Annotated in this window: 21 protein-coding genes; 10 read left to right on the top strand and 11 right to left on the bottom strand. The window is 66.6% G+C overall.

The features are described 5' to 3' along the window. Positions 1 to 154: 154 nt before the first annotated feature. Entirely contained in the window at positions 155 to 817 is a 663-nt protein-coding gene (locus AC1DKR_RS18140; protein WP_478034217.1) for an exopolysaccharide biosynthesis protein, read from the top strand. A gap of 52 nt (positions 818 to 869) precedes the next feature. Here AC1DKR_RS18140 and AC1DKR_RS18135 read toward each other — a convergent pair whose 3' ends face one another. From AC1DKR_RS18135 to AC1DKR_RS18125, 3 genes are all read right to left on the bottom strand, one after another. Continuing rightward, a complete protein-coding gene (locus tag AC1DKR_RS18135) occupies positions 870 to 2,180 on the bottom strand; it encodes a PQQ-dependent sugar dehydrogenase (protein ID WP_478034213.1) in 1,311 nt (436 codons plus the stop codon). Continuing rightward, the gene (locus AC1DKR_RS18130; protein ID WP_025877408.1) at positions 2,173 to 2,613 is read right to left on the bottom strand and encodes a DUF2231 domain-containing protein; all 441 of its coding nucleotides are present in this window, start codon (positions 2,611 to 2,613) and stop codon (positions 2,173 to 2,175) included. Before AC1DKR_RS18130 ends, AC1DKR_RS18135 begins: the two co-directional genes overlap by 8 nt. Before the next feature lie 130 nt (positions 2,614 to 2,743). Continuing rightward, positions 2,744 to 3,148, bottom strand: coding sequence for a hypothetical protein (locus tag AC1DKR_RS18125; protein WP_312786088.1), 405 nt, complete (start codon positions 3,146 to 3,148; stop codon positions 2,744 to 2,746). Positions 3,149 to 3,426: 278 nt separating this feature from the next. On the opposite strand from AC1DKR_RS18125, the gene AC1DKR_RS18120 reads away from it, so the two are divergent. Both AC1DKR_RS18120 and AC1DKR_RS18115 read left to right on the top strand, forming a co-directional pair. After that, entirely contained in the window at positions 3,427 to 5,205 is a 1,779-nt protein-coding gene (locus tag AC1DKR_RS18120) for a S8 family serine peptidase (protein ID WP_478034210.1), read from the top strand. Further along, positions 5,205 to 5,798 carry a S8 family serine peptidase gene (locus tag AC1DKR_RS18115; protein WP_312786090.1) on the top strand — a complete coding sequence of 198 codons (594 nt, stop codon included), beginning with the start codon at positions 5,205 to 5,207 and terminating at the stop codon, positions 5,796 to 5,798. Before AC1DKR_RS18120 ends, AC1DKR_RS18115 begins: the two co-directional genes overlap by 1 nt. A gap of 126 nt (positions 5,799 to 5,924) precedes the next feature. Here AC1DKR_RS18115 and AC1DKR_RS18110 read toward each other — a convergent pair whose 3' ends face one another. From AC1DKR_RS18110 to cyoA, 5 genes are all read right to left on the bottom strand, one after another. Continuing rightward, positions 5,925 to 6,611, bottom strand: a complete 687-nt coding sequence (locus AC1DKR_RS18110) for an SCO family protein (protein WP_478034204.1) — start codon at positions 6,609 to 6,611, stop codon at positions 5,925 to 5,927. Between the two features lie 114 nt (positions 6,612 to 6,725). Beyond that, complete coding sequence (gene cyoD / locus AC1DKR_RS18105) at positions 6,726 to 7,058, bottom strand: cytochrome o ubiquinol oxidase subunit IV (protein WP_025877422.1); 333 nt, start codon at positions 7,056 to 7,058, stop codon at positions 6,726 to 6,728. A gap of 1 nt (position 7,059) precedes the next feature. After that, positions 7,060 to 7,695, bottom strand: coding sequence for a cytochrome o ubiquinol oxidase subunit III (gene cyoC / locus AC1DKR_RS18100; RefSeq protein ID WP_080353828.1), 636 nt, complete (start codon positions 7,693 to 7,695; stop codon positions 7,060 to 7,062). Continuing rightward, on the bottom strand, positions 7,692 to 9,668 hold the full coding sequence (gene cyoB, locus AC1DKR_RS18095; RefSeq protein ID WP_478034200.1) for a cytochrome o ubiquinol oxidase subunit I: 1,977 nt from the start codon (positions 9,666 to 9,668) through the stop codon (positions 7,692 to 7,694). Before cyoB ends, cyoC begins: the two co-directional genes overlap by 4 nt. A gap of 5 nt (positions 9,669 to 9,673) precedes the next feature. Then, positions 9,674 to 10,579: a ubiquinol oxidase subunit II gene (cyoA, locus tag AC1DKR_RS18090; protein ID WP_223496997.1), complete on the bottom strand. Its 906-nt coding sequence runs from the start codon at positions 10,577 to 10,579 to the stop codon at positions 9,674 to 9,676. Positions 10,580 to 10,762: 183 nt separating this feature from the next. Between cyoA and AC1DKR_RS18085 the strand changes: the two genes are divergently transcribed. The 4 genes from AC1DKR_RS18085 (at position 10,763) to AC1DKR_RS18070 (ending at position 14,650) form a co-directional block, all read left to right on the top strand. Continuing rightward, entirely contained in the window at positions 10,763 to 12,178 is a 1,416-nt protein-coding gene (locus tag AC1DKR_RS18085) for an aminotransferase-like domain-containing protein (RefSeq protein WP_478034195.1), read from the top strand. Between the two features lie 70 nt (positions 12,179 to 12,248). Beyond that, positions 12,249 to 12,509 carry a hypothetical protein gene (locus AC1DKR_RS18080; protein ID WP_025877432.1) on the top strand — a complete coding sequence of 87 codons (261 nt, stop codon included), beginning with the start codon at positions 12,249 to 12,251 and terminating at the stop codon, positions 12,507 to 12,509. Next, positions 12,509 to 13,111, top strand: coding sequence for a DUF6436 domain-containing protein (locus AC1DKR_RS18075; RefSeq protein WP_105164806.1), 603 nt, complete (start codon positions 12,509 to 12,511; stop codon positions 13,109 to 13,111). The genes AC1DKR_RS18080 and AC1DKR_RS18075 overlap by 1 nt, the downstream gene beginning before the upstream one ends. A 9-nt stretch (positions 13,112 to 13,120) precedes the next feature. Continuing rightward, a complete protein-coding gene (locus AC1DKR_RS18070; protein ID WP_442244174.1) occupies positions 13,121 to 14,650 on the top strand; it encodes an aminotransferase-like domain-containing protein in 1,530 nt (509 codons plus the stop codon). A gap of 156 nt (positions 14,651 to 14,806) precedes the next feature. Here AC1DKR_RS18070 and AC1DKR_RS18065 read toward each other — a convergent pair whose 3' ends face one another. The 3 genes from AC1DKR_RS18065 to AC1DKR_RS18055 form a co-directional block, all read right to left on the bottom strand. Further along, on the bottom strand, positions 14,807 to 16,108 hold the full coding sequence (locus AC1DKR_RS18065) for an aminotransferase class V-fold PLP-dependent enzyme (RefSeq protein WP_312787199.1): 1,302 nt from the start codon (positions 16,106 to 16,108) through the stop codon (positions 14,807 to 14,809). Further along, positions 16,108 to 18,513 carry a TonB-dependent receptor plug domain-containing protein gene (locus AC1DKR_RS18060; RefSeq protein ID WP_478034190.1) on the bottom strand — a complete coding sequence of 802 codons (2,406 nt, stop codon included), beginning with the start codon at positions 18,511 to 18,513 and terminating at the stop codon, positions 16,108 to 16,110. Before AC1DKR_RS18060 ends, AC1DKR_RS18065 begins: the two co-directional genes overlap by 1 nt. A 144-nt stretch (positions 18,514 to 18,657) precedes the next feature. Then, entirely contained in the window at positions 18,658 to 19,041 is a 384-nt protein-coding gene (locus tag AC1DKR_RS18055; RefSeq protein ID WP_132823774.1) for a hypothetical protein, read from the bottom strand. Between the two features lie 187 nt (positions 19,042 to 19,228). Here AC1DKR_RS18055 and AC1DKR_RS18050 point away from each other — a divergent pair, with 187 nt between their 5' ends. From AC1DKR_RS18050 to AC1DKR_RS18040, 3 genes are all read left to right on the top strand, one after another. Then, positions 19,229 to 20,056, top strand: coding sequence for an AraC family transcriptional regulator (locus tag AC1DKR_RS18050; RefSeq protein WP_093819354.1), 828 nt, complete (start codon positions 19,229 to 19,231; stop codon positions 20,054 to 20,056). Between the two features lie 67 nt (positions 20,057 to 20,123). Next, positions 20,124 to 21,152 carry an alpha/beta hydrolase family protein gene (locus AC1DKR_RS18045; RefSeq protein ID WP_478034277.1) on the top strand — a complete coding sequence of 343 codons (1,029 nt, stop codon included), beginning with the start codon at positions 20,124 to 20,126 and terminating at the stop codon, positions 21,150 to 21,152. A gap of 118 nt (positions 21,153 to 21,270) precedes the next feature. After that, positions 21,271 to 21,942 (top strand): VOC family protein, encoded by a 672-nt coding sequence (locus tag AC1DKR_RS18040; protein WP_478034186.1) that lies wholly within the window; start codon positions 21,271 to 21,273, stop codon positions 21,940 to 21,942. Position 21,943 lies beyond the last annotated feature (1 nt).

Raw genomic sequence — 21,943 nt, 5'->3', positions numbered from 1 at the left:
GGGACGCCCATTTTAGGCCAGGCCGCCTGGCAACGCCGGCCTCATGCATCGTTCACCTCTGCGCGGCGCTGGCCGGGGATACTCGTGGGGCCTGTGCGTCCCCCACCGCAGGACGGCCCTATCGACCGCCCTTCCCTGGACACTCTTTCGACGCATGACCTACCAAGCGCCCGACGCCACTGACACCGCCCCGCTTGCGCAGCAGATTGAAGACCTGATCGAGGGCCTGCCCGGCGACCATATCCGCGTCGGCACGCTGCTGCATGCGCTGGGCGACGAAGGCCTGATGCTGGTGGTGATCCTGCTGTCGGCGATCTTCCTGATTCCGGTATCGATTCCCGGGCTGAGCACGGTATTCGGTGCGTCCATCCTGCTGATCGGCCTGAGCCGCGTGCGCGACCGTCCGCTGTGGGTGCCGCAGCGCTTGGCCGACAAGCAGATCGCTACCGACAAGCTGAAGGCCAACCTGGGCCGCGCCCTGAAATGGGTGCACCGGATGGAACGCCTGTCACGGCCGATGCGGCTGGCAGCGATGGTGCGCTCGAAGAAGATGATGCGGTTGAACAACCTGGCGCTGGTGTTCGCCACGATCCTGCTGATGCTGCCGGCCGGACCGATTCCCTTCAGCAACACGCTGCCGGCACTGGCGCTGATGTCATTTGCGATCGGCTTCATCCAGCGCGATGGCGCCGCGGTGGCGGCCGGCTACGGCTTCGTGGTGGCGTCGGTGGTGTATTTCGGCGTACTGCTGGGCGGTGTGGGGTTTGCGGCCGAATCGGTGTTCAGTGGGCTGCGCACCGGATCATCAGCGCTGTAGAGCCGAGCCCATACTCGGCTCTACAGAATGCCTGTGATGCGCGAGTGGCCGGCTACTTCGCCGACACCCGCCACACCACGTCGCCCACATCATCGGCGACCAGCAACGCACCCTCCGCGTCGATGGCCATGCCGACCGGCGCGCCCATCAGCGTCTTCTCATCCTTGGACGCAAACCCGCTCACCACCGCCTCCGGGCGGCCGGACGGCTTGCCATCCTTGAACGGCACGTACACCACTTCGTAACCGCTCAACGGCGAGCGGTCCCAGCTGCCGTGCTCGCCGATGAAAGCGCCGCCGTGATACTTCGCCGGCAGTGCCTGACCGGTGTAGAACAGCAGGCCCAGCGGTGCCACGTGCGAGCCGATGGCGAAGTCCGGGCGGATCGCCCTGGCCACCAGGTCCGGCCGCTGCGGCTGCACGCGCTCGTCCACGTGCTGGCCGTAGTAGCTGTAGGGCCAGCCGTAGAAGCCATGCTCCTGCACCGAGGTGAGGTAGTCCGGCACCAGGTCGGCACCGATCTCATCGCGCTCGTTCACCACCGCCCACAGCTTGCCGGTGCTCGGCTCCCAGTCCAGGCCGGTGGGGTTGCGCAGGCCCGAGGCGTAGATGCGGCTGCCGCTGGTGGCCACGTCCACCTCCAGCACCACCGCGCGGCGGTACTCGACGGCCAGGCCGTTCTCGGTGATGTTGCTGTTGGAGCCCACACCCACGTACAGCTTGCTGCCATCGCGGCTGGCCAGCAGTTCCTTGGTCCAGTGGTGGTTGATGGTGCTGGGCAGGTCGGTGAACTCGCTGCCCTTGTCGGACATGCGGGTTTCGCCGGGCACGTAGTGGTATTTCATGATGTTGCCGGTGTTGGCCACATACAGCGTGTCACCGATCAGCTGGATGCCGAACGGCGAGTGCAGGTTTTCGATGTACACGTGCTGGGTCCAGGTGCCGGTGCCCGGCGCGCGCCGCAGCAACGTGACCCGGTTGCCGCCCTTGCCGGCCTTGCCCGAGCGCGCCTTCACCTTGCCGGCGATCCACTGCTTGGGCGTGGTGACCGGCTCTTCGCCGGGACCGTTGCCTTCCACTACCAGTACGTCACCGTTGGGCAGCGACAGCAGCCGGCGCGGGTGCTGCAGGTTGGCGGCGATGCGTTCGATCTTCAGGCCGTCGGCCACCGACGGTGCCTGTCCTTCGGCCCAGCCCACGCCCTTGGGCACCTGCATCGGCGGCAACAGGTAGTTCTCGGGCTTGGGCAACGGCGGTTGCGCGCCGGACTGGTCGGCCGGGTGGTATTCGGCCTTGCCGGCACAGGCGACCAACGCCAGGGACAACGAGAGCACGCCCACGGCGGGCAGGATGCGCTTAGCCATGACGGGCTCCTTGCAGCACCGGCTGCTGCAGCGAAAGCACGATGAAGCCGAGCGCGATCAGTGCCACCGTCAGCGCAGAGAGGATGGTGCCCGGCACGGCCGCCGCATAGGCGTCGCGGCTGTGTACGAAGGCGTTCCAGACGGCCAGCACGATGGCGACCAGGTTGAGCAGGAAATCGAGGCGGTCGGTGCCGGTGGCGGTGCCGTTGCGGCGCCAGACCGCGAACAGGTTGATCAGCCGCGGCAGGATGGCGATCAGCAGGCCGAAGGTGATCAGCCACGCCGCTGACTTGCCCCACATCACTTCAGCGGTGTTGAGGTAGAGGATGTCGAAAATGAGGCCGGCCACGAAGAAGCCGAACGGTATCGGATTCAACAGGCTGAAGAGTGTTGTGCCGAGGCCGCGGTGGGCCTGGGCGACAGGGTTGACCATGGTCGTGCTCCAGGACGGGAAGGGTGCACGGGCTGTAGTAGCACAGCTGCCCGGGAAGCGGCGCGACGACGCCCTGTAGTGCCGAGCCATGCTCGGCAGCTCTTGCCGCAGCGTTCGCACGGTTTCCACGCTATGCCGGTTCGTCTGCACGTACCTCATGGAACGGCAGCATGGTCTCGAATCCGAACTCGTGTTCCATGCTGATGCGGACCAGGCCGCCAATGGCGTACCAGCTGGTGTTGGCGTGTATATCGATGCCACGCCAGCCGCCCTCGGTCTGCAGATCCAGCGTCTGCGCCCGTGGCATCTTTGCTCTCTCCTCCCGCAGCAGCGCGCGGCGGTGCCGCTTCATCAGCAGGCGCAGCTGCTTCACCGTGGTGATGTTGAATGCGCTGAGCTCCGGCAGCAGCTCGGCGATGTCCGCGTCGGTCCCATAGTCATGACGACGGTGATACAGCGACAGCACAACCTTGCGGATGGTGGCCACGCTGAGCGGGGCCAGATCGGCATGGGCGCGGGCATTGGGGCGTTTCATCCGGTGTCCTCCGGGGGTTGCAGGCATGGTGGCATGGCGGGGGGTTCCCGGCGTGGATGCGCGGTGCCAACCAAGGTTGGCATCTACCGAAACTCAGGCCTGACGGGCGCAGTCGTGATTACCAGACGGCATAAGTGTTTGTGACGCATTTGGCACATCAGCACATTGGCTGCGTGAAGAGGTAGGGGGTTGTTCGTTGTGTCGCGTTTGGCTCGTTGCGATGGGGCAGATCCGCCCCGCCGTCCTGCCATGCCGATTCACAACAGAAGGATTCGTGTATGAAGCGACACACGCAACGCTCCGCGCCACCGCGCTCTGCGCGCCTGGCCCTGGCCACTGCCCTGGTACTGGGCAGCCTGGCCCTTACCGCCCACGCGCAACAGGCTGATCCACTTGCCGGTCGACAATGGCATCTGCTCAACACCGGGCAGGCGGCTCTGGGCGATACCCTGCCGGTGGCCGGCAACGATCTCAACGTGGATGGGCTGTTCCGCAATGGCATCCGCGGCCAGGGCGTCACCATCGCGATCGTCGATGACGGCCTGCAGATCGCCCATCCGGACCTGGCGGCCAACGTGGCGGCAATCGCGGGCAAGAACTTCGCCAACCAGAGCAACAACCCCTCCCCCTCCAATCCCGACCGCGACAACCACGGCACCATGGTCGGGGGCATCGCCGGTGCGGTGGGCGCCAACAACCTGGGCGTGCGCGGCGTGGCCTCGGCGGCCACCCTGAAGGGCTTCAATTTCCTGGCATCCAATGCCCAGGGCAACTCGAATTCCAACATCGAGTACTCATGGTGGGATGGCGCCGAAGTGGCCGACGTGGGGGTCTTCAACAACAGCTGGGGCTCAAGCCCGGGCAACCCCAGCCTGCCGTTGGCCTACAGCCAGAACGACATCTCCGCCTATGAGCGGGCCATGTCCGGCACCCGTGGCGGGCGCGGTGGCATCTACGTGAAAGCCGCTGGCAACAACCACGACAACGGGTACTGGCAAGATAGCCTCGGCAATGGCTACGAAACCTGCTCGAATGACACCAAGAACCGCAACACCGGCTGCGTGCCAGCCGGCCGCGATCCGCGCAACAACCTGTTCAACGTGATCACCGTCGGTGCGGTGCGCGCCGATGGCGTGCGCTCGTCCTACTCGTCCACCGGTTCGGCGTTGTGGGTGTCTGGTTTCGGCGGCGAGAACGGCTGGCAGCGGAAGGTCGTGCCGGGACAGCTGGCGATCCGTTACGATCCGGCCATCCTCACCACCGACGTCACCGGCTGCGCGCAGGGCAGCAACAAGAACGCGAGCCTGCGGAACACGTTGGACGGCGACCAGTCGGCCATCGACAGCACCTGCAACTACACCGGCAAGATGAACGGCACCTCGGCGGCCACGCCGATGGTGTCGGGCGTGGCGGCACTGGTGCTGGAAACCAACCCGAACCTGTCCTACCGCGATGTGAAGTACATCCTGGCCACCACCGCCACCCGCACCGATCCGAACCAGGCTGCGGTCACGCACTCCGATGGCCGCGTGCTGGTGCCGGGTTGGACGGTGAATGCCGCCGGCCGCGCCTACAGCAACTGGTACGGCTTCGGTGTGGTCAACGCTGCGCGCGCAGTGCAGGTCGCGGAGAACTTCCAGTCGCTGGGTGCACTGGTCGATAGCGGCTGGCGCACCACAACGCGCACCGTGGCCATCGGCAATACCTCGGCCGCCGCGGCGCGCCTGACCTTCCAGGTCGCCAATGGTGCGCGCAGCATCGAGAGCGTGCAGCTGGGCTTCCGGGTCAACCACAGAAACACCCGCCAGCTGCAGTTCGTGCTGATCTCGCCCAGTGGCACGCGCAGCGTGGTGCAGCCGGCGTTTACCGGGATCGGTTCGGGCACCGGTGGGGTGCAGCGCAATTTCACCAACTGGGATCTGCTGTCCAGCAATGCCTTCCTGGATGAGAACGCCACAGGCACCTGGACGCTGGAAGTAACCGACGTGGGGCAAGCCGCGAATGCTGCATCGCGTGGCAACCTCGAATTCTTCAAGATCCGCGTTCTGGGGCACTGATGATGAAGACGACCATTCTGTTGAGTACCCTCGCCTTCGCGGCGATGACCACTACCGCCTCGGCACAGAGCTCTGGCCAGCCGCCGGCGGCCAAGACCCTGTCGACCGTAGACGCGCAGCAACTGAAGACGGAAGCCACCGGCCGCTCGTTCAATGTTGGCGGCTCCCGATTCCAGCTGGCGCCGTCGGCAAGCGTGCAGCAGGCCAGCGGCGGCCAGTTCAGGATCACTACCGGTGCTGATGCCAGCGCGGCGGCCGTCGGCACCCGCAGCAAGCGCTCCACGAATGCGTCTACCGGTGTGGCCGCACGTGCGGATGCCGGTGCCAGCAAGTTCGCCGCCGCCGTCTCCAACGACGGCGCACCGGTGGTGGCGACCTCGCGGGTCAAGGTGTTCTTCACCGATGCGGCCTCGGCCCAGCGTGCGGCCACCGCCACCGGCGGCACCGTGGTGAAGGTGTCCAAGGCCGCGGGCCGCGCGATTGTGGAGTACCCGTCGGTGAACGCGGCGCTGGATGCGACCACCAAGCTGCTGTCGACCGCCGGCATCAAGGCGGCCGAGCCGGACGTGGTGCAGTGGGAAGAAACCAAGTAAGGCGTTGAGTGGTGCCCCTGGCCGGTTGGCTCTCCTGGCCGGCCGGGGGATTGGCGCATGGGTGATCGTGTCGACCAAGGTCGACACCCACCGGAGCAGGCATCACCCACCAGAGCGATGCGTCGGTCAGCGTGCGGCGACACTTGTGCTGTGTGGCAGCTTGCACGCGGCCAGCGCTTCGCTGCCCGCGGCCGGGTGTTCCGGCTCCAGCAGCAACCGCTGCACGTCCGAGAACAGCTGCTCCACCGGCATGCCGTAGGGCGCGAACAGGCGCAGGCGACCCTGGCGGTCGAACACGTAGCCGCCGGCGATGTGGCTCATCGTGTAGGTGTCCGGCAGCTGCCCGGGCTCTTTCTCGTAGAACGCCTTGAAGTCACTGGCCATCGCCGAGAGCTGTGCCTCGTCACCGACCAGCGCCATCGCCTTCGGGTCGAACGCGTGCACATAGGTGTGCGCGACTTCGGGGGTATCGCGCGCCGGATCGACGCTGACAAACACCACCTGCAGCTGGTCGGCATCCTTGCCCATCAGGTGCTTGACCTGGCTCAGTTCGACCATCGTGGTCGGGCACACGTCCGGGCAGCTGGTGAAGCCGAAGAACAGGTAGGTCACCTGCCCTTGCAGGTCCTTCGGGCCACGCAGGGTGCCGGCGCTGTCAGGCATGGTCCAGTGCTGGCCCAGTTCCTCGCAGGCGATGTCCTTGGAATAGAAATCCATGCGCGACTGCGCGCTGCAGCCGGCCAGCAGGCCGAGTGCGAGGCCTGCGGCAAGCAGCGGCAGGCGCAGGGAACGAACAACGGAAGCAACACGCATCACGGGTACCACCAACACGAGGTGGGCGCGGTCTCGGTCAGGCCTGCCCTGGGGGGAGAGAGGGCTGAGGTGCCAGGGCTATCGCGCACTCCTTGCCGATCGCCCCGGCCACGGTCAGTTGATCATCATGTGGTAGTGCATGCTCCAGATGATCCAGATCGACAATGCGACCACGATGAACAGGATCACCAGGGTGAACACGAAGCTGGCGAGGTTCCAGCCACCTTCGGATTTGCGGTCCATGTGCAGGAAGTACACCAGCTGCACCAGGATCTGCGCGACCGCGAAGCCGACCAGCAGGAACAGGGTGACCGGCCGCGACAGCACCGGGTTCATCACCAGCGCGAACGGCACCACCGTCAGCAGCGCGCACAGCACGAAGCCGATCAGGTAGGACTTGGTGGAACCGTGCGCATTGCCGGCGCGCGAGGTTTCGACGTGGGCCATGTCAGAAGGCTCCGATCAGGTAGACGAAGGTGAAGACGCAGATCCACACCAGGTCCAGGAAGTGCCAGAACAGGCTCAGGCAGGAAACGCGGGTGATGTTGGTCGGGGTGAGGCCGCGGCGATACACCTGGTGCATCACCACCGCCATCCAGATCAGGCCGCTGGCCACGTGCAGGCCGTGGGTGGCAACCAGGGCGAAGAACGCCGACAGGTAGGCACTGGTGCTGGGGCCGGCCCCTTCATGGATGAGGTGCGAGAACTCGTACAGCTCCATGCCGATGAACGAGGCACCGAGCACGAAGGTCACGCCCAGCCAGCGCAGCACCGCCGCCTTGTCCAGGCGGTGCATGGCCAGCACGGCCTGGCCATAGGTGATGCTGGACACCAGCAGGATGAAGGTCTCGGCCATCACGAACGGCAGCGAGAACAGTTCCTTGCCGGTCGGGCCGCCGGCGTAGGCGGTGCTGAGCACCGCGTACGAGGCGAACAGCGAGCCGAACAGCACCAGGTCGGACATGAGGTACACCCACATGCCGAACACCTTCATGCCGCCCTGTTCGTGGGCGTGGTCGTGCGCGTGGTGGTCGTCGTGGACCAGCGCATCGCTGTCCAGTTGCGGACGGGTCAACAGGTTCATGCGCCTGCCTCCTGCAGCTTGGCGTGGTTGGCCGCTTCGGTACGCGCCACCTCTTCGGAGCTGACGTAGTAATCCACGTCCTCGTTGTAGGAGCGCGCGATCAGGGTGGCGATCATCGCGATGAAGCTGGCACCGGCCATCCACCAGATGTGCCACACCAGGGCGAAGCACAGCACCAGGATCCAGACGTTGAGGATCAGCGGCACACCGGTGTTCTTCGGCATGTGGATCGGTGCGTACTTCTTCGGTGGAGGCGGCAGGCCACGCTTCTTCGCTTCGTGGAAGGCGTCCAGCTCATCGGCCTTGGGCACCACGGCGAAGTTGTAGAACGGCGGCGGCGACGGCGTGGCCCATTCCAGCGTGCGTGCATTCCACGGGTCGCCGGTGAGGTCGAGGTTGCGCTTGCGGTCGCGCATGCTGACGTAGATCTGCACCAGCATCAGGATGATGCCCGCGAACACGAACAGCGCACCGATGAAGGCGGCGATCAGGTACGGCGTCCACGCCGGGTTGTCGTACTGGTTCATGCGCCGGGTCATGCCCATGAAGCCCAGCATGTACAGCGGCATGAAGGCCAGGTAGAAGCCGATCACCCAGCAGGCGAAGGACCACTTGCCCAGGCGCTCGTTGAGGGTGAAGCCGAACACCTTCGGGAACCAGTAGACGAAGCCGGCCAGGTAGCCGAACAGCGCACCGCCGATGATGGTGTTGTGGAAGTGCGCGACCAGGAACAGGCTGTTGTGCAGCAGGAAGTCCGCGCCCGGGATGGCCAGCAGCACGCCGGTCATGCCACCGATGGTGAAGGTGACCAGGAAGGCGATGGTCCACAGCATCGGCACGCTGAACTCCACGCGGCCGCCGTACATGGTGAACAGCCAGGTGAAGATCTTCACGCCGGTGGGAATGGCGATGATCATCGTCATGATGCCGAAGAAGGCATTGACGCTGGCACCGGAGCCCATGGTGAAGAAGTGGTGCAGCCAGACGATGAAGGACAGGATGCCGATCGCCAGGGTGGCGCCGACCATCGACTTGTAACCGAACAGTTTCTTGCGCGAGAACGTAGCGGTCACTTCAGAGAAGATGCCGAATGCCGGCAGCACCAGGATGTACACCTCCGGGTGGCCCCAGGCCCACACCAGGTTCACGTACATCATCGGGTTGCCACCCAACGTGTTGGTGTAGAAGTTGAAGTCCAGGTAGCGGTCCAGGGTGAGCGCACCCAGGGCTACGGTCAGGATCGGGAAGGCGGCGATGATGATCACGCTGGTGACCAGCACGGTCCAGGTGAACACCGGCATCTTCATCAACGTCATGCCCGGCGCACGCATGCGCAGGATGGTGATGAACAGGTTGACGCCGGTCAGCAGGGTACCGATGCCGGAGGCCTGCAACGCCCAGATGTAGTAATCGACACCGACCCCGGGACTGAACTCGATGCCCGACAGCGGCGGATAGGCGACCCAGCCGGTCATCGCGAATTCGCCAACACCCAGCGAGATCATCATCAGCGCAGCGCCGACCACGAAGATCCAGAAGCTGAAGGCGTTGAGGAACGGAAACGCCATGTCGCGCGCACCGATCTGCAGCGGCACGATGATGTTCATCAGGCCGACCACGAATGGCGTGGCCACGAAGAAGATCATGATCACGCCGTGCGCGGTGAAGATCTGGTCGTAGTGTTCCGGTGGCAGGAAGCCATCGCTGCCCGGCCCGGCCGCCGCCAGCTGTGCGCGCATCATCAGTGCATCGGCGAAGCCGCGCACCAGCATGACCAGCGCGACGACCACGTACATGATGCCGATCTTCTTGTGGTCCACCGTGGTGAACCAGTCGCGCCAGAGCACGCCCCACAGCTTGAAATAGCTCACCGCGCCGAGCAGCGCGAGGCCGCCCAGCACCATGGCCGCCAACGTGACCACGACGATCGGCTCGTGCAGCGGCACGGCCTCCCACGTCAATTTACCCAACATGTTCGTTACTCCTGGGAAACCTGGGCACCGCCGGCAGCGCCCGCCGGGGTTGCAGCAGCGGTGTTCTCACCGACGCCGATGAACTGGTCGATGACCTTCTTGAACAGCAACGGTTCGACGCTGGAGAAGTGCTGCACCGGCGCGTTCTTCGATGGTGCGGCCAGCGCCTTGAACTGCTCGAAGCTGAGCGAATCCGGTGCGCTGCGCACGTCGGCCACCCAACGATCGAAGTCTTCGTTGCTGCTGGCGGTGGCGATGAACTTCATGTTCGAGAAGCCATGGCCGCTGTAGTTGCCGGACATGCCACGGAACTGGCCGGGCTCGTTGGCGATCAGGTGCAGCTGCGTGCGCATGCCGGCCATCGCGTAGATCTGTCCACCCAGCTGCGGGATGAAGAAGGTGTTCATCGTCGAGTTGGAGGTGATGTTGAACGCCAGCGCGCGGTTGGCCGGGAAGTTGAGCTGGTTGACGGTGGCGATGCCCAGGTCCGGGTACACGAACACCCACTTCCAGTCGGTGGCGATCACGTCCACGTGCAGCGGTTCGCCGGCCACGTCCAGCGGCTTGTACGGATCGAGCTCGTGGGTGGACTTCCACACGATCACCGCCAGCACCGCGATGATCAGCAACGGCACGCCCCAGACCACCACTTCCACCTTGGTGGAGTGCGACCAGTCCGGCGTGTACTTCGCCTTGGTATTGCCGGCGCGGAAGCGCCAGGCGAACACGAAGGTCAGCACGATGGCCGGCACGACGACGATCAGCATCAGGCCGATGCAGATCAGGATCAGGTCGCGCTGTGCGATCCCGACCATGCCCTTCGAATCCAGCAGCACCCAATCGCAGCCCGTCAGGGCGATGCAGGCCAGGGCGACCAGCGCCAGGCGGATGCGGTTCCAGCAGATATTCATTGGTGGTCAACCCTGTTGAAGATGCGCGCTTGACCGGCTCGCCTGCGCGCAGCGCCCGGGCGTGGAGCGGCTACACTGTGGGTACGAGGTCGCCTACAAACAGGCGAACCACTCCAATCAAGCCCATACAAGATACAGCATTGTATGGACTTGTGCATCTGCACGTATGGAAAAATCCGACCGATGACGCCTCCTGCTGCCGGCCGCCGCCTGAAACACCCCAACCGGACCTGGGTCCGCCCGTTCCGTGAGGGCGCAGGACCGCTGTACCTGCAGATCGCCCAGCAGGTGCGCGAGGCGGTGGACGATGGCGTGCTGCGGCCGGGCGATCGCCTGCCGCCGCAGCGCGACCTGGCCCAGCAGGTGGGGGTGGATCTGACCACGGTCACCCGCGCCTTCGCCGAACTGCGCCAAGCCGGCCTGCTGGACGCGCAGGGCGCGGGCGGCACCTTCATTGCGATGTCCGCCGGCAACCGCAGCACCTCGGTCGACCTGAGCATGAACATCCCCCCGCTGCTCGGCAGCGCGCCGTTCGCACAGGGCATGGAGGCCGGTTTCCAGCACCTGGGCCAGCAGCTGGGCCAGGGCGAGCTGATGAGCTACCACGTCGGTGCCGGCAGCCGCGACGACCGCGCTGCGGCCGTGCAATGGCTGGCGCCGGTGCTCGGCCCGGTGGGCGCCGAGCGGGTGGTGATCTGCCCCGGCGCGCAGACTGCGCTGTGCGCACTGATCCTGGCCCGCACCCAGCCGGGCGAACTGATCGCTGCCGAGCAACTGACCTATCCGGGCCTGCTGGCCGCTGCGCGCGTGCTGCAGCGGGGCGTGGTGCCGGTGGCGATGGACGCCGAGGGCATGCTGCCCGATGCCCTGGACGAAGCCTGCCAGCAGCGCCGGCCGCGCCTGCTGTACCTGGTGCCAACCATCCAGAACCCGACCACGGCGACGATGTCGGCGCAGCGCCGGCAGGCCCTGCTGGCGGTGGCACGGCGGCACGAACTGACCGTGGTCGAGGACGATCCCTACTGGCTGCTGGCCGGCGATGCCGCCCCGCCGCTGGCCGCGCTGGCCGACGGTGGCTGCCCGGTCTACTACATCTCCACCCTGTCCAAGTGCCTGGCCCCCGGCCTGCGCACGGCCTACCTGGTGGTACCGGGCGGCGAGCCGATGGAACCGGTGCTGGACGCTCTGCGTGCGATCGCGCTGATGCCCACCCAGTCGATGGTGGCCGTGGCCTCGCATTGGATCCGCACCGGCCAGGCGCAGGCGATGGTGCAGCGCTTCCAGCAGGAACTGCGCGAGCGCCAGGCCATTGCTGCCCGCTACCTGCCCGCCCGCCGCCAGGCCCACCCGGCCGGCCTGCATGTGTGGCTGCCGTTGCCGCCGCGGTTGGACCAGTACCGGCTGATCCAGGCGGCACAGGAACAGGGCCTTGGCATTGCCAGCTCCGACGCCTTCAGCGTGGAAGAACCGCCACCGGGCAACGCCATCCGCCTGTCGCTGGGCGGTGCGGTGGATCAGGACGCACTGGCCGGTGCGCTGGCCAAGCTGAACGAGATCCTGTCCGAGGCGCCCGACGCGCGGCATTCGGCGATCGTCTGAGCCATCCGTGGGCCATGCCCATACAAGATGATATCTTGTATGCAATGTATGGACGGAGGATGCGCCGCAGATGGCCGCCGACAAACTGAAGTTCCACCTGGTGATGGCCGGCTGCGGCGGGTTCGTCGTGCTGATGCTGGCCGCCCTGGCCTGGGTCTGCCTGCAACCGCAGACCGTGGATGTGCAGGCCGCCGAGCGCCACGCCATTGAACAGTGCCTGCAACGCAGCGAGGACGCGGCGCGCAGCGAGATCCAGCGCCGCGCCCAGGCCGACTCCTGCCGCGAGATGCGCAAGCAGTACGTGCACAAGTTCGGCGCGGACGGCTCCTGATGGGCGCAGCCGCGCCGCGCCCACGCCGTTCGATGCTGCCGGTGATGATCGCCCTCGCCTGCCTGTTCATGGCCGGCGTGGCGGCGGCACTGTGGCAGTACTTCGGCTATGGCGAGCAGTCCACGTTTGCCGAACAGGCCATCGTCTTCGATGACTCGCAGCTGCGATTGCCGGCGGAACTGGCCGGCGACACCGGCCGCATCCGCGTGGTGCATTTCTGGGACCCGGCCTGCGGCGTGTGCAACCGCGAAACCGGTGCCCACCTGAGCTACCTGATCAGCATGTATCGCCGCGCCGGCATCGACTTCTATGCCATCCGCCGCCCCGGCACCCAGGGTGAACTGCCCGAGCCGCTGCGCAGCAAGGTGATCACCCTGCCGACCATCGATGGCATCGGGAACATTCCGGCCAGCCCGGCGGTAGCGATCTGGGACCGCCAGGGCCACCTGGCCTATGCCGGCCCGTACAGCATCGGCATGGTCTGCAATTCGGCCAACAGCTTCGTCGAACCGTTGCTGGACAAACTGGTGCGCGGGGAAACCGTGCGCCCGAAAGGACTGCTTGCCGTGGGCTGCTACTGCCCCTGGCAGGCCCAGCGCTGAGGACGCGCGATGACATCACCGACGCTGGCTGGCGCAGCCGCCACAAACAACAACGGCGGTCACCTGTCCGAACCGACCGATGGTTATGGACAGGCTCCCGCCGTTGGAAGCAACGATACGCCCCGACATCCTCCGTACATGCCGCGACCCGATGTCGCAGGGCCTGGCATTGCAGGACTGGGCTGGGTGCAGGACGTGCACGTGCACAGCGGCCCGATCTACCTGCGCATCGTCAACACGCTGGAACGCACCATCAATCGCGGCGGCCTGGCGCCCGGGCAACGGCTGCCCTCGCAGCGCGCACTGGCGCAGCAGCTCGGCGTGGATCTGACCACGGTGACCCGCGCCTTCGATGAGGCACGCAAGCGTGGACTGATCGAAGCACGCGGGCCACAGGGCAGCTTCATCGCGCCGCCCAAGGCGGGCTTTGACCAGGCCGTCGATCTCAGCATGAACGTGCCACCGGTACCCGACGCCGATGCACTGGCGGAAATGCTGCGTCGGGGCGCGGCGGCGGTGCTCGCACGCAGCAATGCGCCGAACCTGATGACCTATCACCTGGGCGGTGGCAACCCGACCGACCGTCACGCGGCGGCGCGCTGGCTGCAGCCGATGCTGGGCACGGTGGACGATGCTCGCCTGCTGCTGACCGAAGGCGCGCAGGTGGCACTGGCGGCGATCCTGCTCAGCCAAGGGCGCGAGGGTGATGCGATCCTCTGCGACCGGTTGGTGTATCCGGGTCTGCTGCAGGCCGCCGCCGCACTGGGACGGCGGCTGGTCACGGTGGAGGGCGACGAACACGGCATGTGCCCGGAGGCGCTGGCCCGCCGGGCGCGGGAATGTGGCGCGCGCCTGGTCTACCTCAACCCCACCTGCCAGAACCCGACGGCACTGACGGTGCCCACCACGCGGCGCGAAGCGTTGGCGCGGGTGCTGGAGCGCGAAGGCCTGCTGGCGATCGAGGACGATCCGTACTGGCATCTGGCCGTCACCGCGCCCATTGCGCTGGCGACGCTGGCACCGCGACACGTGTTCCATGTGGCCACGCTTTCGAAGGTGATCAGCCCTGGCCTGCGTACCGCGTTCGTGCAATGCCCGGGCGCCGCCCATGCCGAGGCGATGGCCACCGCACTGCGTGCCACGCGGCTGATGGGTCACCCGCTGGTATCCGCACTGGCCAGCCAGCTGCTGCTGGATGGCTCGGCGCAGGCGCTGCTGGCGCAGGTGCGCGAGGAAGCGCGCGAGCGCACGCGGATGGCGCGGTATCTGCTGGCGCCCTCGTTGCTGGAGCGCGCCGATGGGCTGCATGCGTGGTGCCGGGTGCCAGCGCCGTGGACCGACGCCACGCTGGTGCGTACGGCGCAGCTGCAGGGCCTGGCGATCGCGCCTTCATCGGCGTTCTGTCCGCCGGGCGCGCCGTTCGCGAGCGGCGTGCGGCTGTCGTTGGGATTGGCTGCGGACCGGCGGCAACTGGAGAACGCGCTGCGGCGGATCGATCGGTTGTTGTTGTCCGATGCGTTGCCGGCGATTGACCGCTAGTGGAAGGGCATCCACGCATGGCGTGGATCTACTGGGCCTGTTCCGGTAGATGCCAACCTTGGTTGGCAACGCCCGTTCACGCCATGCGTGGGTACATTTGCAATCGTTGCCACCCCATTTCAGTAGATCCACGCCATGCGTGGATGGGTGTTGCGCCTACCCCAGCGCGGCCAACGCCTGCACCAGCGCATCCATCTGCGCGGGGCGGGTGAACACCGATGGTGTCACCCGCACGCAGGCGCCGGAGTCCAGGCCATCGCGATGGGTGGTGAATATCCGATGTTCATCCAGCAGCCGTTTCTGCAGCGCCAGGTTGTCTTCCACCGAGGCATGGCCACGCAGGCGGAAGCTGGCCAATGCACTGGCCAACGCCGGATCCGGTGACGACAGCACCTCGATATGCGCCATGTGCCGCGCCGCCACCGTCCAACGCTCACGCAGGTAGCGCAGCCGCGCCTGCTTGTTCGCTGCGCCGATGCCCTGATGCAGCGCGATGGCCTCCGGCAGCGCCAGATAGGCGGCGAAGTTGACCGTGCCGGTGTGCACGCGACTGCCCACGCGGCCGTCGTCGGTCTCGCCCATGTACGGATCCAGGTCGGCCACGCGTCCTTTGCGCACGTACATCGCGCCCACGCCCACCGGTGCGCCGATCCACTTGTGCAGGTTGATGCCAACGAAATCGGCCTTCAGGTCCGGCACCGCGTAGTCGATCTGGCCAAAGCCATGTGCGGCGTCGACAATCACATCGATGCCGCGTGCCCGCGCGCGCTCGGCGATCTCTGCCACCGGCAGCACCAGCCCATGGCGATGGCTGACCTGGGTCAGCAGCACCAGTTTCAGGCGCGGCAGGCGCGCGAACGCCTCATCGTAGGCCTGCAGGATCTGCTCATGGGTGGGCACCACCGGCAGTGCGATGCGCTCTACCTGCACGCCACGACGCTGCTGCAACCAGCGCATCGCGTTGATCATGCTGTCGTAGTCGACGTCGGCGTACAGCACCTGGTCGCCCGCAGCCAACCGGTTGTAGCCGCCGATCAGCGCGAGCATCGCTTCGGTGGCGCCACGGGTCAGCGCGATCTCGTCGGCGCCGACGCCAAGCATGTCGGCCACCTGCCGATGCACGGCCATGTACTGCGCCGGGAACGCGTGGCGACCGTACCAGGCATTGCCCCGGTTCACTTCGGCGGTATGCCGCTGGTAGCTGGCCAGGGTCTGCTTGCCCATCGCGCCCCAGTAGCCGTTCTCCAGGTGGTTCACTTCATCGGTGATGTCGAAGTGGCTGGCGACGGCGGACCAGTACGACTCGTCACGGGCCAGCACATCCGGCGTCGTGGAAGGTGCAGGAATGTCCATCGGCACAGCGTAGCGCGCGGCGGCCATGGCAGGCAGTGAAGACAGCGCCGCAGCGGCCGGCAGCAGCGCGCCGGCACGCAGCAGGGAACGGCGGCGGCTGTCCATCAGAAGCTCAGCCGGTAATGCGCGTACACGTTGGCACCGTCGGTGTCGTACGGCGCGTTGCGTGAATAGATCAGGCCACGGCTGGCCTGGAACGTGGCTTCGTCCGGGTAGCGGTCGAACACGTTGTCGGCGCCCACGCGCAGGCTGTGGTGTTCGTTGATGCGATAGCCCACGGCCAGGTCGAGGAAGGTCATCGCACCGAACTGCTGGTAGATATCGCCGGTGGCATTGCCCGTAGAGTCGGTCCACTTGCCGTAATAGCGCACGCGTGCCATCAACGACCACGCGCCGATGTCCCAGCTGCCGGTGAAGCTGCCCTTGTGCTCGGGCAGGCGGTCTTCGAACAGCACGCGCTGGGTTTCGTTGGTGGCCACCGAGGTGCTGCCGTTGTCGACGCGGGTCTGGTTGTAGTTGTATGCCAGGGTCAGCGTCATCCGCCCTGCGCCGAGGTCGCGCAGGTAGTTGCCGACCACATCCACGCCGGTGGTGGTGGTGTCGAAATCGTTGGTGAAGTAGTTCACCGAGGTATAGCCCAGCGGATTCGGCGTGCCGGCCGGAATGGCGAAGCTGGCCGACTGGCTGAAGCGGTCGCTGAGCGTGATCCGGTAGACATCGACCGACCCCGACAGGCCCAGGTCGGTGCGCCAGGTCAGGCCCAGCGAGGCCGTGCGCGATTCTTCCGGGGTCAACGGCTTGGCACCCAGCAGCTGCGCCAACGGATCGCTGGGCGACAGGCGGCCGCTGGTGAAGATCTGCAGCGTGCGCGTGTCCAGGCCCTGGGTGGTGCTGGTGGTGTTGAGCTGGGCCGGCGTGGGCGCGCGGAAGCCGGTGGAGAGCGTGCCGCGCAGCGCCACGTCCGGGGTGATCGCAAAACGTGCCGACAGCTTGCCATCCACCGTGCTGCCGAAGCTGGAGAAGTCTTCATAGCGACCGGCCGCGCCGATGCTCCAGCGCTCGCCCAGCGGCACTTCCATGTCCACGTAGGCGGCCTTGCTGCGCTGGCTCCACTGCCCGGCCTGGCTGGCCGAGAAGCCCGGCGCGCCGTTGGAATTGGCTTCCAGGCCCGCCGCAGCGCCACGGCCCACCGCATACGAGGCCGGGTCGCCGGCGCGCACCTGGTAGGTCTCCTGGCGGAACTCGGCACCGAAGGCGACGTTGACCGGCTTCGACAGCGCAGCCACGTCCCATTCGTAGTTGAAGTCCGCATTGGCGTTCTTCTCGGTCTGGGTCAGCCGGCCGAGGTCGAAGGAGGTCGGGCTGTCCGGGCCCAGCGAGGCGTTGATGGAGTTGTCCAGGCTGTAGTCGATGGCATTGCGGCCATACGAGGCGCTCAGGTCCCAGCGCAGCTTGGGCGTGATCTCACCACGCAGGCCCGCGACCAGCTGCAGGTCGTTCTGGGTGTTGCCGTACTGCGGGCTGAAGCCCACCGGATACAGCGAGCGCAGGTTCCAGGCCGGGAAGATGCTGGTCGTGCGGTACGCACCGGTGGTGGTATCGGGGTTGCGCCAGTTGAAATCACTGACGCCTTCGCTGTGGCTGTACAGGCCAAAGGCATACAGCTCCAGGGTGTCGCTGGCATTGGCCTTCAGGTTGAAGCCCATGCGGCGGCTTTCCAGCTCCGGCTGGCCCCAGCGCTGAACCGGGTTGGGCACGTCCAGTTCGGGATGCGCGGCCTGGAAGGCGATGGCGTCGGGACGCTGGCGCGTGCGTGAGGTCGCATCGGAGTTGGACGATTCGGCGAACAGGGCGAGGCTGCCGTAGTCACCCAGCGCCCAGCCGGTGCGCGCACTGAAGTCGCGCGAGCCGCCATCGCCCTGCGCGTACTGCGAATAGCCCGCAGTGATCTCGGTGCCCGGGCTGTCCTCCAGGATGATGTTGATGACACCGGCGATGGCATCCGAGCCGTACTGCGCCGACGCCCCATCGCGCAGCACTTCGATGCGCTTGATGGCGCTGGTCGGAATCTGGGCCAGGTCGGCGGCCTGTGCGCCGCGGTTGCCAAGCAACGCACTGCGATGGAAGCGGCGGCCGTTGACCAGCACCAGCGTCTGGTCCGGCGACAGGCCACGCAGCGTGGCCGGGCGCACGAACACCTGGCCATCGGCCATCGGCAGGCGCTGCACCACGAACGAAGGCACCAGCTGCGCCAGCACGTCCTTCAGGTCGGTGGAGTCGACCGACTGGATGTCCTGCTTGGTGAACACGTCCACCGGCGCCAGGGTTTCAAACTGGGTGCGGTTGGAGGCACGGGTACCGGTGACCAGCATCGCATCAAGCTGGGTGGGCGCAGCGGCGTTGCCACTGCTGCTGGTGTCTGCCGTTCCGGCATCTGCAGCGATCGCGCCTCCTGCGCTGACCAGACCAAGGGCGAGGAGGATGGAACGCGACAGCTTCGAACGATGCACGGCAGGACTCCGGGAAGGCACGACAGGGCCAGGTGGGACCTGGACAAGGCGCGCAGTCTCGGGGCGGGATGTGAAGCAGCGATGACGTGGAGACGACAGTTGCGACCGCTGGAGGTGCAGCCGCCGCCCATGCCGGGCTCTGTGCTATCCGGCAGTGTCGTCGTCGAAGCCGAAGACGGCGGGCCGCGCCGTCCGCAGCGGGATGAACAGCGCGATCGCGAAAACGAACAGGAAAGGCGCGGAGAGGATGGCAGTGTCCTCGGTTCCGAAGGCAATCAGGTTCACCTGCAGTTGGCCGATCCACTCAAGGTCCATGAGCACCAGCACAAGGCCACCGATAGTGGGGCACGGCAGGCCGCCATGGCCTGCCATCAACAACGTGGGCGCCAGCAGTGCTGCCAGCAATGAGAACATCACACGGTACAGCCAGGGGTCCCCGCGCCAGCGTGGTGCCCGCCGCCACATGAGCACCAGCAGCGCCAGTGGCAGCAGCGCCGGCAGCAGGGCAATCGCAATGATCATCACCATGCGGCGATCTGCGCGGTCTGGTTGATAGCGGTGACTTCCGGCATGTCCCTGGCCTCGATCGTGTCCATGAAGATCGCATTGTTGCCGGTGCAACGGCAAACGCAAAGCCCCGCCGGCGCAAGAACTGCTAAGCGCCCCACCCCGTCGATCCGGTACGCTGCCCGGCATTCGAACGAGGGACAGCGCGATGAGCGCAGCCGGCAAAGCGTTGTGGTACATCGAAAGCCATGCCGACAAGCCGCTGGCGCTGGCCGACATCGCGGCAGCCGCCGGATTGTCGCCCTTCCACCTGTCACGCCTGTTCCAGGCCCGCACCGGCACGTCGGTGGTGCGCTACCTGCGTGGACGCCGCCTGACCGCCGCCGCGCAACAGCTGGCCAACGGTGCCGGCGACATCCTGCAGGTGGCGTTGGCAGCCGGTTACAGCACGCATGCCGCGTTCACCCGTGCCTTCTGCGAGCAGTTCGGGCAGACCCCGGAGCGCGTGCGCGAGCGGGGCCTGCAGGAACTGGCACTGGTGCACGCGATCCGCCTCGACGACGCGCCACAGGCCTGCACCGAGGCGCCCAGGCTGATCGACTGCACGCCCTTCCAGGTGGCCGGCATCGGCATGCGCCACAGCCGCGACAGCGGCGGTGCGATTCCCGGGCAGTGGGCACAGCTCAATCGCGAATGGCCAACACCGGCGCCGGTCAGTTTCGGTGTGTGCTGCAACAGCGACGACGAGGGTGGCTTCGACTACATCGCAGCATTGCCGGTAAACGCACTGCCATCGGTGCCTGCACACTGGCAGCGGGTGGATGTGCCTGCGCGCCGTTACCTGGTGGCCTGGCATGGCGGCCATATCTCCACCATCCGCTCGACCTGGTTCTGGCTGCTGGACCAGTACCTGCCGGCAAGCAGCCTCCACCTGGCCAACGCGCCGGATCTTGAACGCTACGACACCCGCTTCGACGAGCATACCGGCCATGGCGGCGTGGAAATCTGGCTGCCGGTCGATCACCGTCCTGACTGACCCGGAGAAACCGATGATGCGCGCGACACGATGGATCCTGACCCTGCTGTTGGCTGCTCTGGCGCCGATGGCGATGGCGGCCGCTCCCAACATTGCCGGTGAACGTCATGGCGTGACAACGCTGAACAGCGCGGCGATCCGCGACGGAGCTCGGCGCGAGGTGCTGCGCTTCACCGTGTGGTACCCGGCAATGCCAGGCAGCGAAGAAACGCCGCTGACCATCGGGCCACCGGATGCGCCGCTGTTCGAGGTGGGGCGCGCGGCGAAGGATGCCCCCATTGCCGGCAGGCGCCTGCCAACCCTGTTGCTGTCGCATGGCAATGGCGGCACCGCGCGCATGATGGGGTGGCTGGGCACCGCGCTGGCGCGGGCTGGCTACCTGGTGATCGCCGTGGACCACCCCGGCAACAACGGCGCCGATGAGATGACGCTGGCCGGCAGCGTGCTGACCTGGCTGCGCGCCGACGACCTGAAGGCGGCGCTGGCAGCCGTGCAGGCCGACCCACAGCTGGGGCCACATGCTGATGCATCGCGGCTGGGCGTGGTGGGCTATTCCGCCGGTGGCTTCACCGCACTGCTCAGCGCCGGCGCACGGCCGGACATGACGCGGCTGCTGGCGTTCTGCCAGGCGCACCCGGACGACGGCGTGTGCAGGCCACAGCAGGAAGCGGCCGCGCATACGATGGCGGCGCGTCTTGCTGCGGCGGCGTCACCACAACTGCAACCGTACGTGCAGCATGCACAGGATGATCGTTCGATTGCCGGCGTGCGCGCGGTGTTCGTGCTGGCGCCCGCCATCGTGCAGGCGTTTGCACCGGAGCAACTGAAGGCGTTGCGGCAGCCGGTGATGATCGTGCTGGGTTCAGCGGATGAAGTGGCGGCGCCGGCGACCAACGGTGATGTGGCGGCGGCGCTGATTCCGAAAGCAACGTTGCACGCGCTGCCCGGTGTCGGCCACTACGATTTCCTGTCTGCCTGCACGCCGCTGGCAGATGAGCGGCTGCAGGCGCTGTGCATGACTGCGGTACCGAAGGAGCAGACGCATGCCGTGGCGGTGGAAGACGCGGTGCGCTTCTTCGCGGAAGCCTTGCGCTGAAGACAGTCGAGCACGGCTCGATGCCAGGGCTGGCAACAACGATTCGTTGCACAGGTGATGACGCGGCGCAAAGGTGCGCGGGACTACACTGCCCCTAGCGCTCCACGGAGGATCGATCATGCGCCTGCTGCATCTCTCGCTGCCGGTATCCGATGTTGCCAGCGTCGCCGCGTACTTCCGCGACGTGCTGCAGCTGGACGTGGCCGGCGACCAGGTCCGCATTGGCTGGAGCACGATCCAGCTGCAACCGGCGAATGGCCGTCCGGTAGGCGGCGTGCACCTGGCCTTCAATGTGCCGGACAACCGCTTCGCCGACGCCATGAGCTGGCTGCGTGCACGCACGCCGTTGCAATGCAATCCGGAAGGGCTGGACTACTTCGCACTGGAAAGCAGCTGGCAGTCGCAGTCGGTGTATTTCACCGGACCCGATGGCCTGATCCTGGAGCTGATCGGCCGCAGGCGCTTGCCGGCCAGCGACCGCACTGGCGCCTTCCATGGCAGCGAACTGACCTGCCTGAGCGAGGTCGGCCTGCCCAGCCATGATGTCGATGCGGTGCGCGAACAATCCAGCCAACGCTTCGGCCTGCGGCCGATCAGCCCGCCGTCGCCCCAGTTCGCGCCGATGGGCGATGACGAGGGCTTGCTGATCGTGGTCGCTGCCGATCGCCGTTGGTTCCCCGAGCAGAAGGACCTGCCCAACGCGCAGGGCCTGCAGCTGCAGGTGGCCGATGTGAGCGGCAGCGGCGAACTGGACGATGCCGCGCTGGGCTGGCGGGTGCAGGCGGCCTGAG

Source organism: Stenotrophomonas sp. 01N47 (assembly GCF_056399165.1).
The sequence above is the reverse complement of the archived record's forward strand: the minus strand, read 5'-3'. Positions and strand labels throughout refer to the sequence as shown.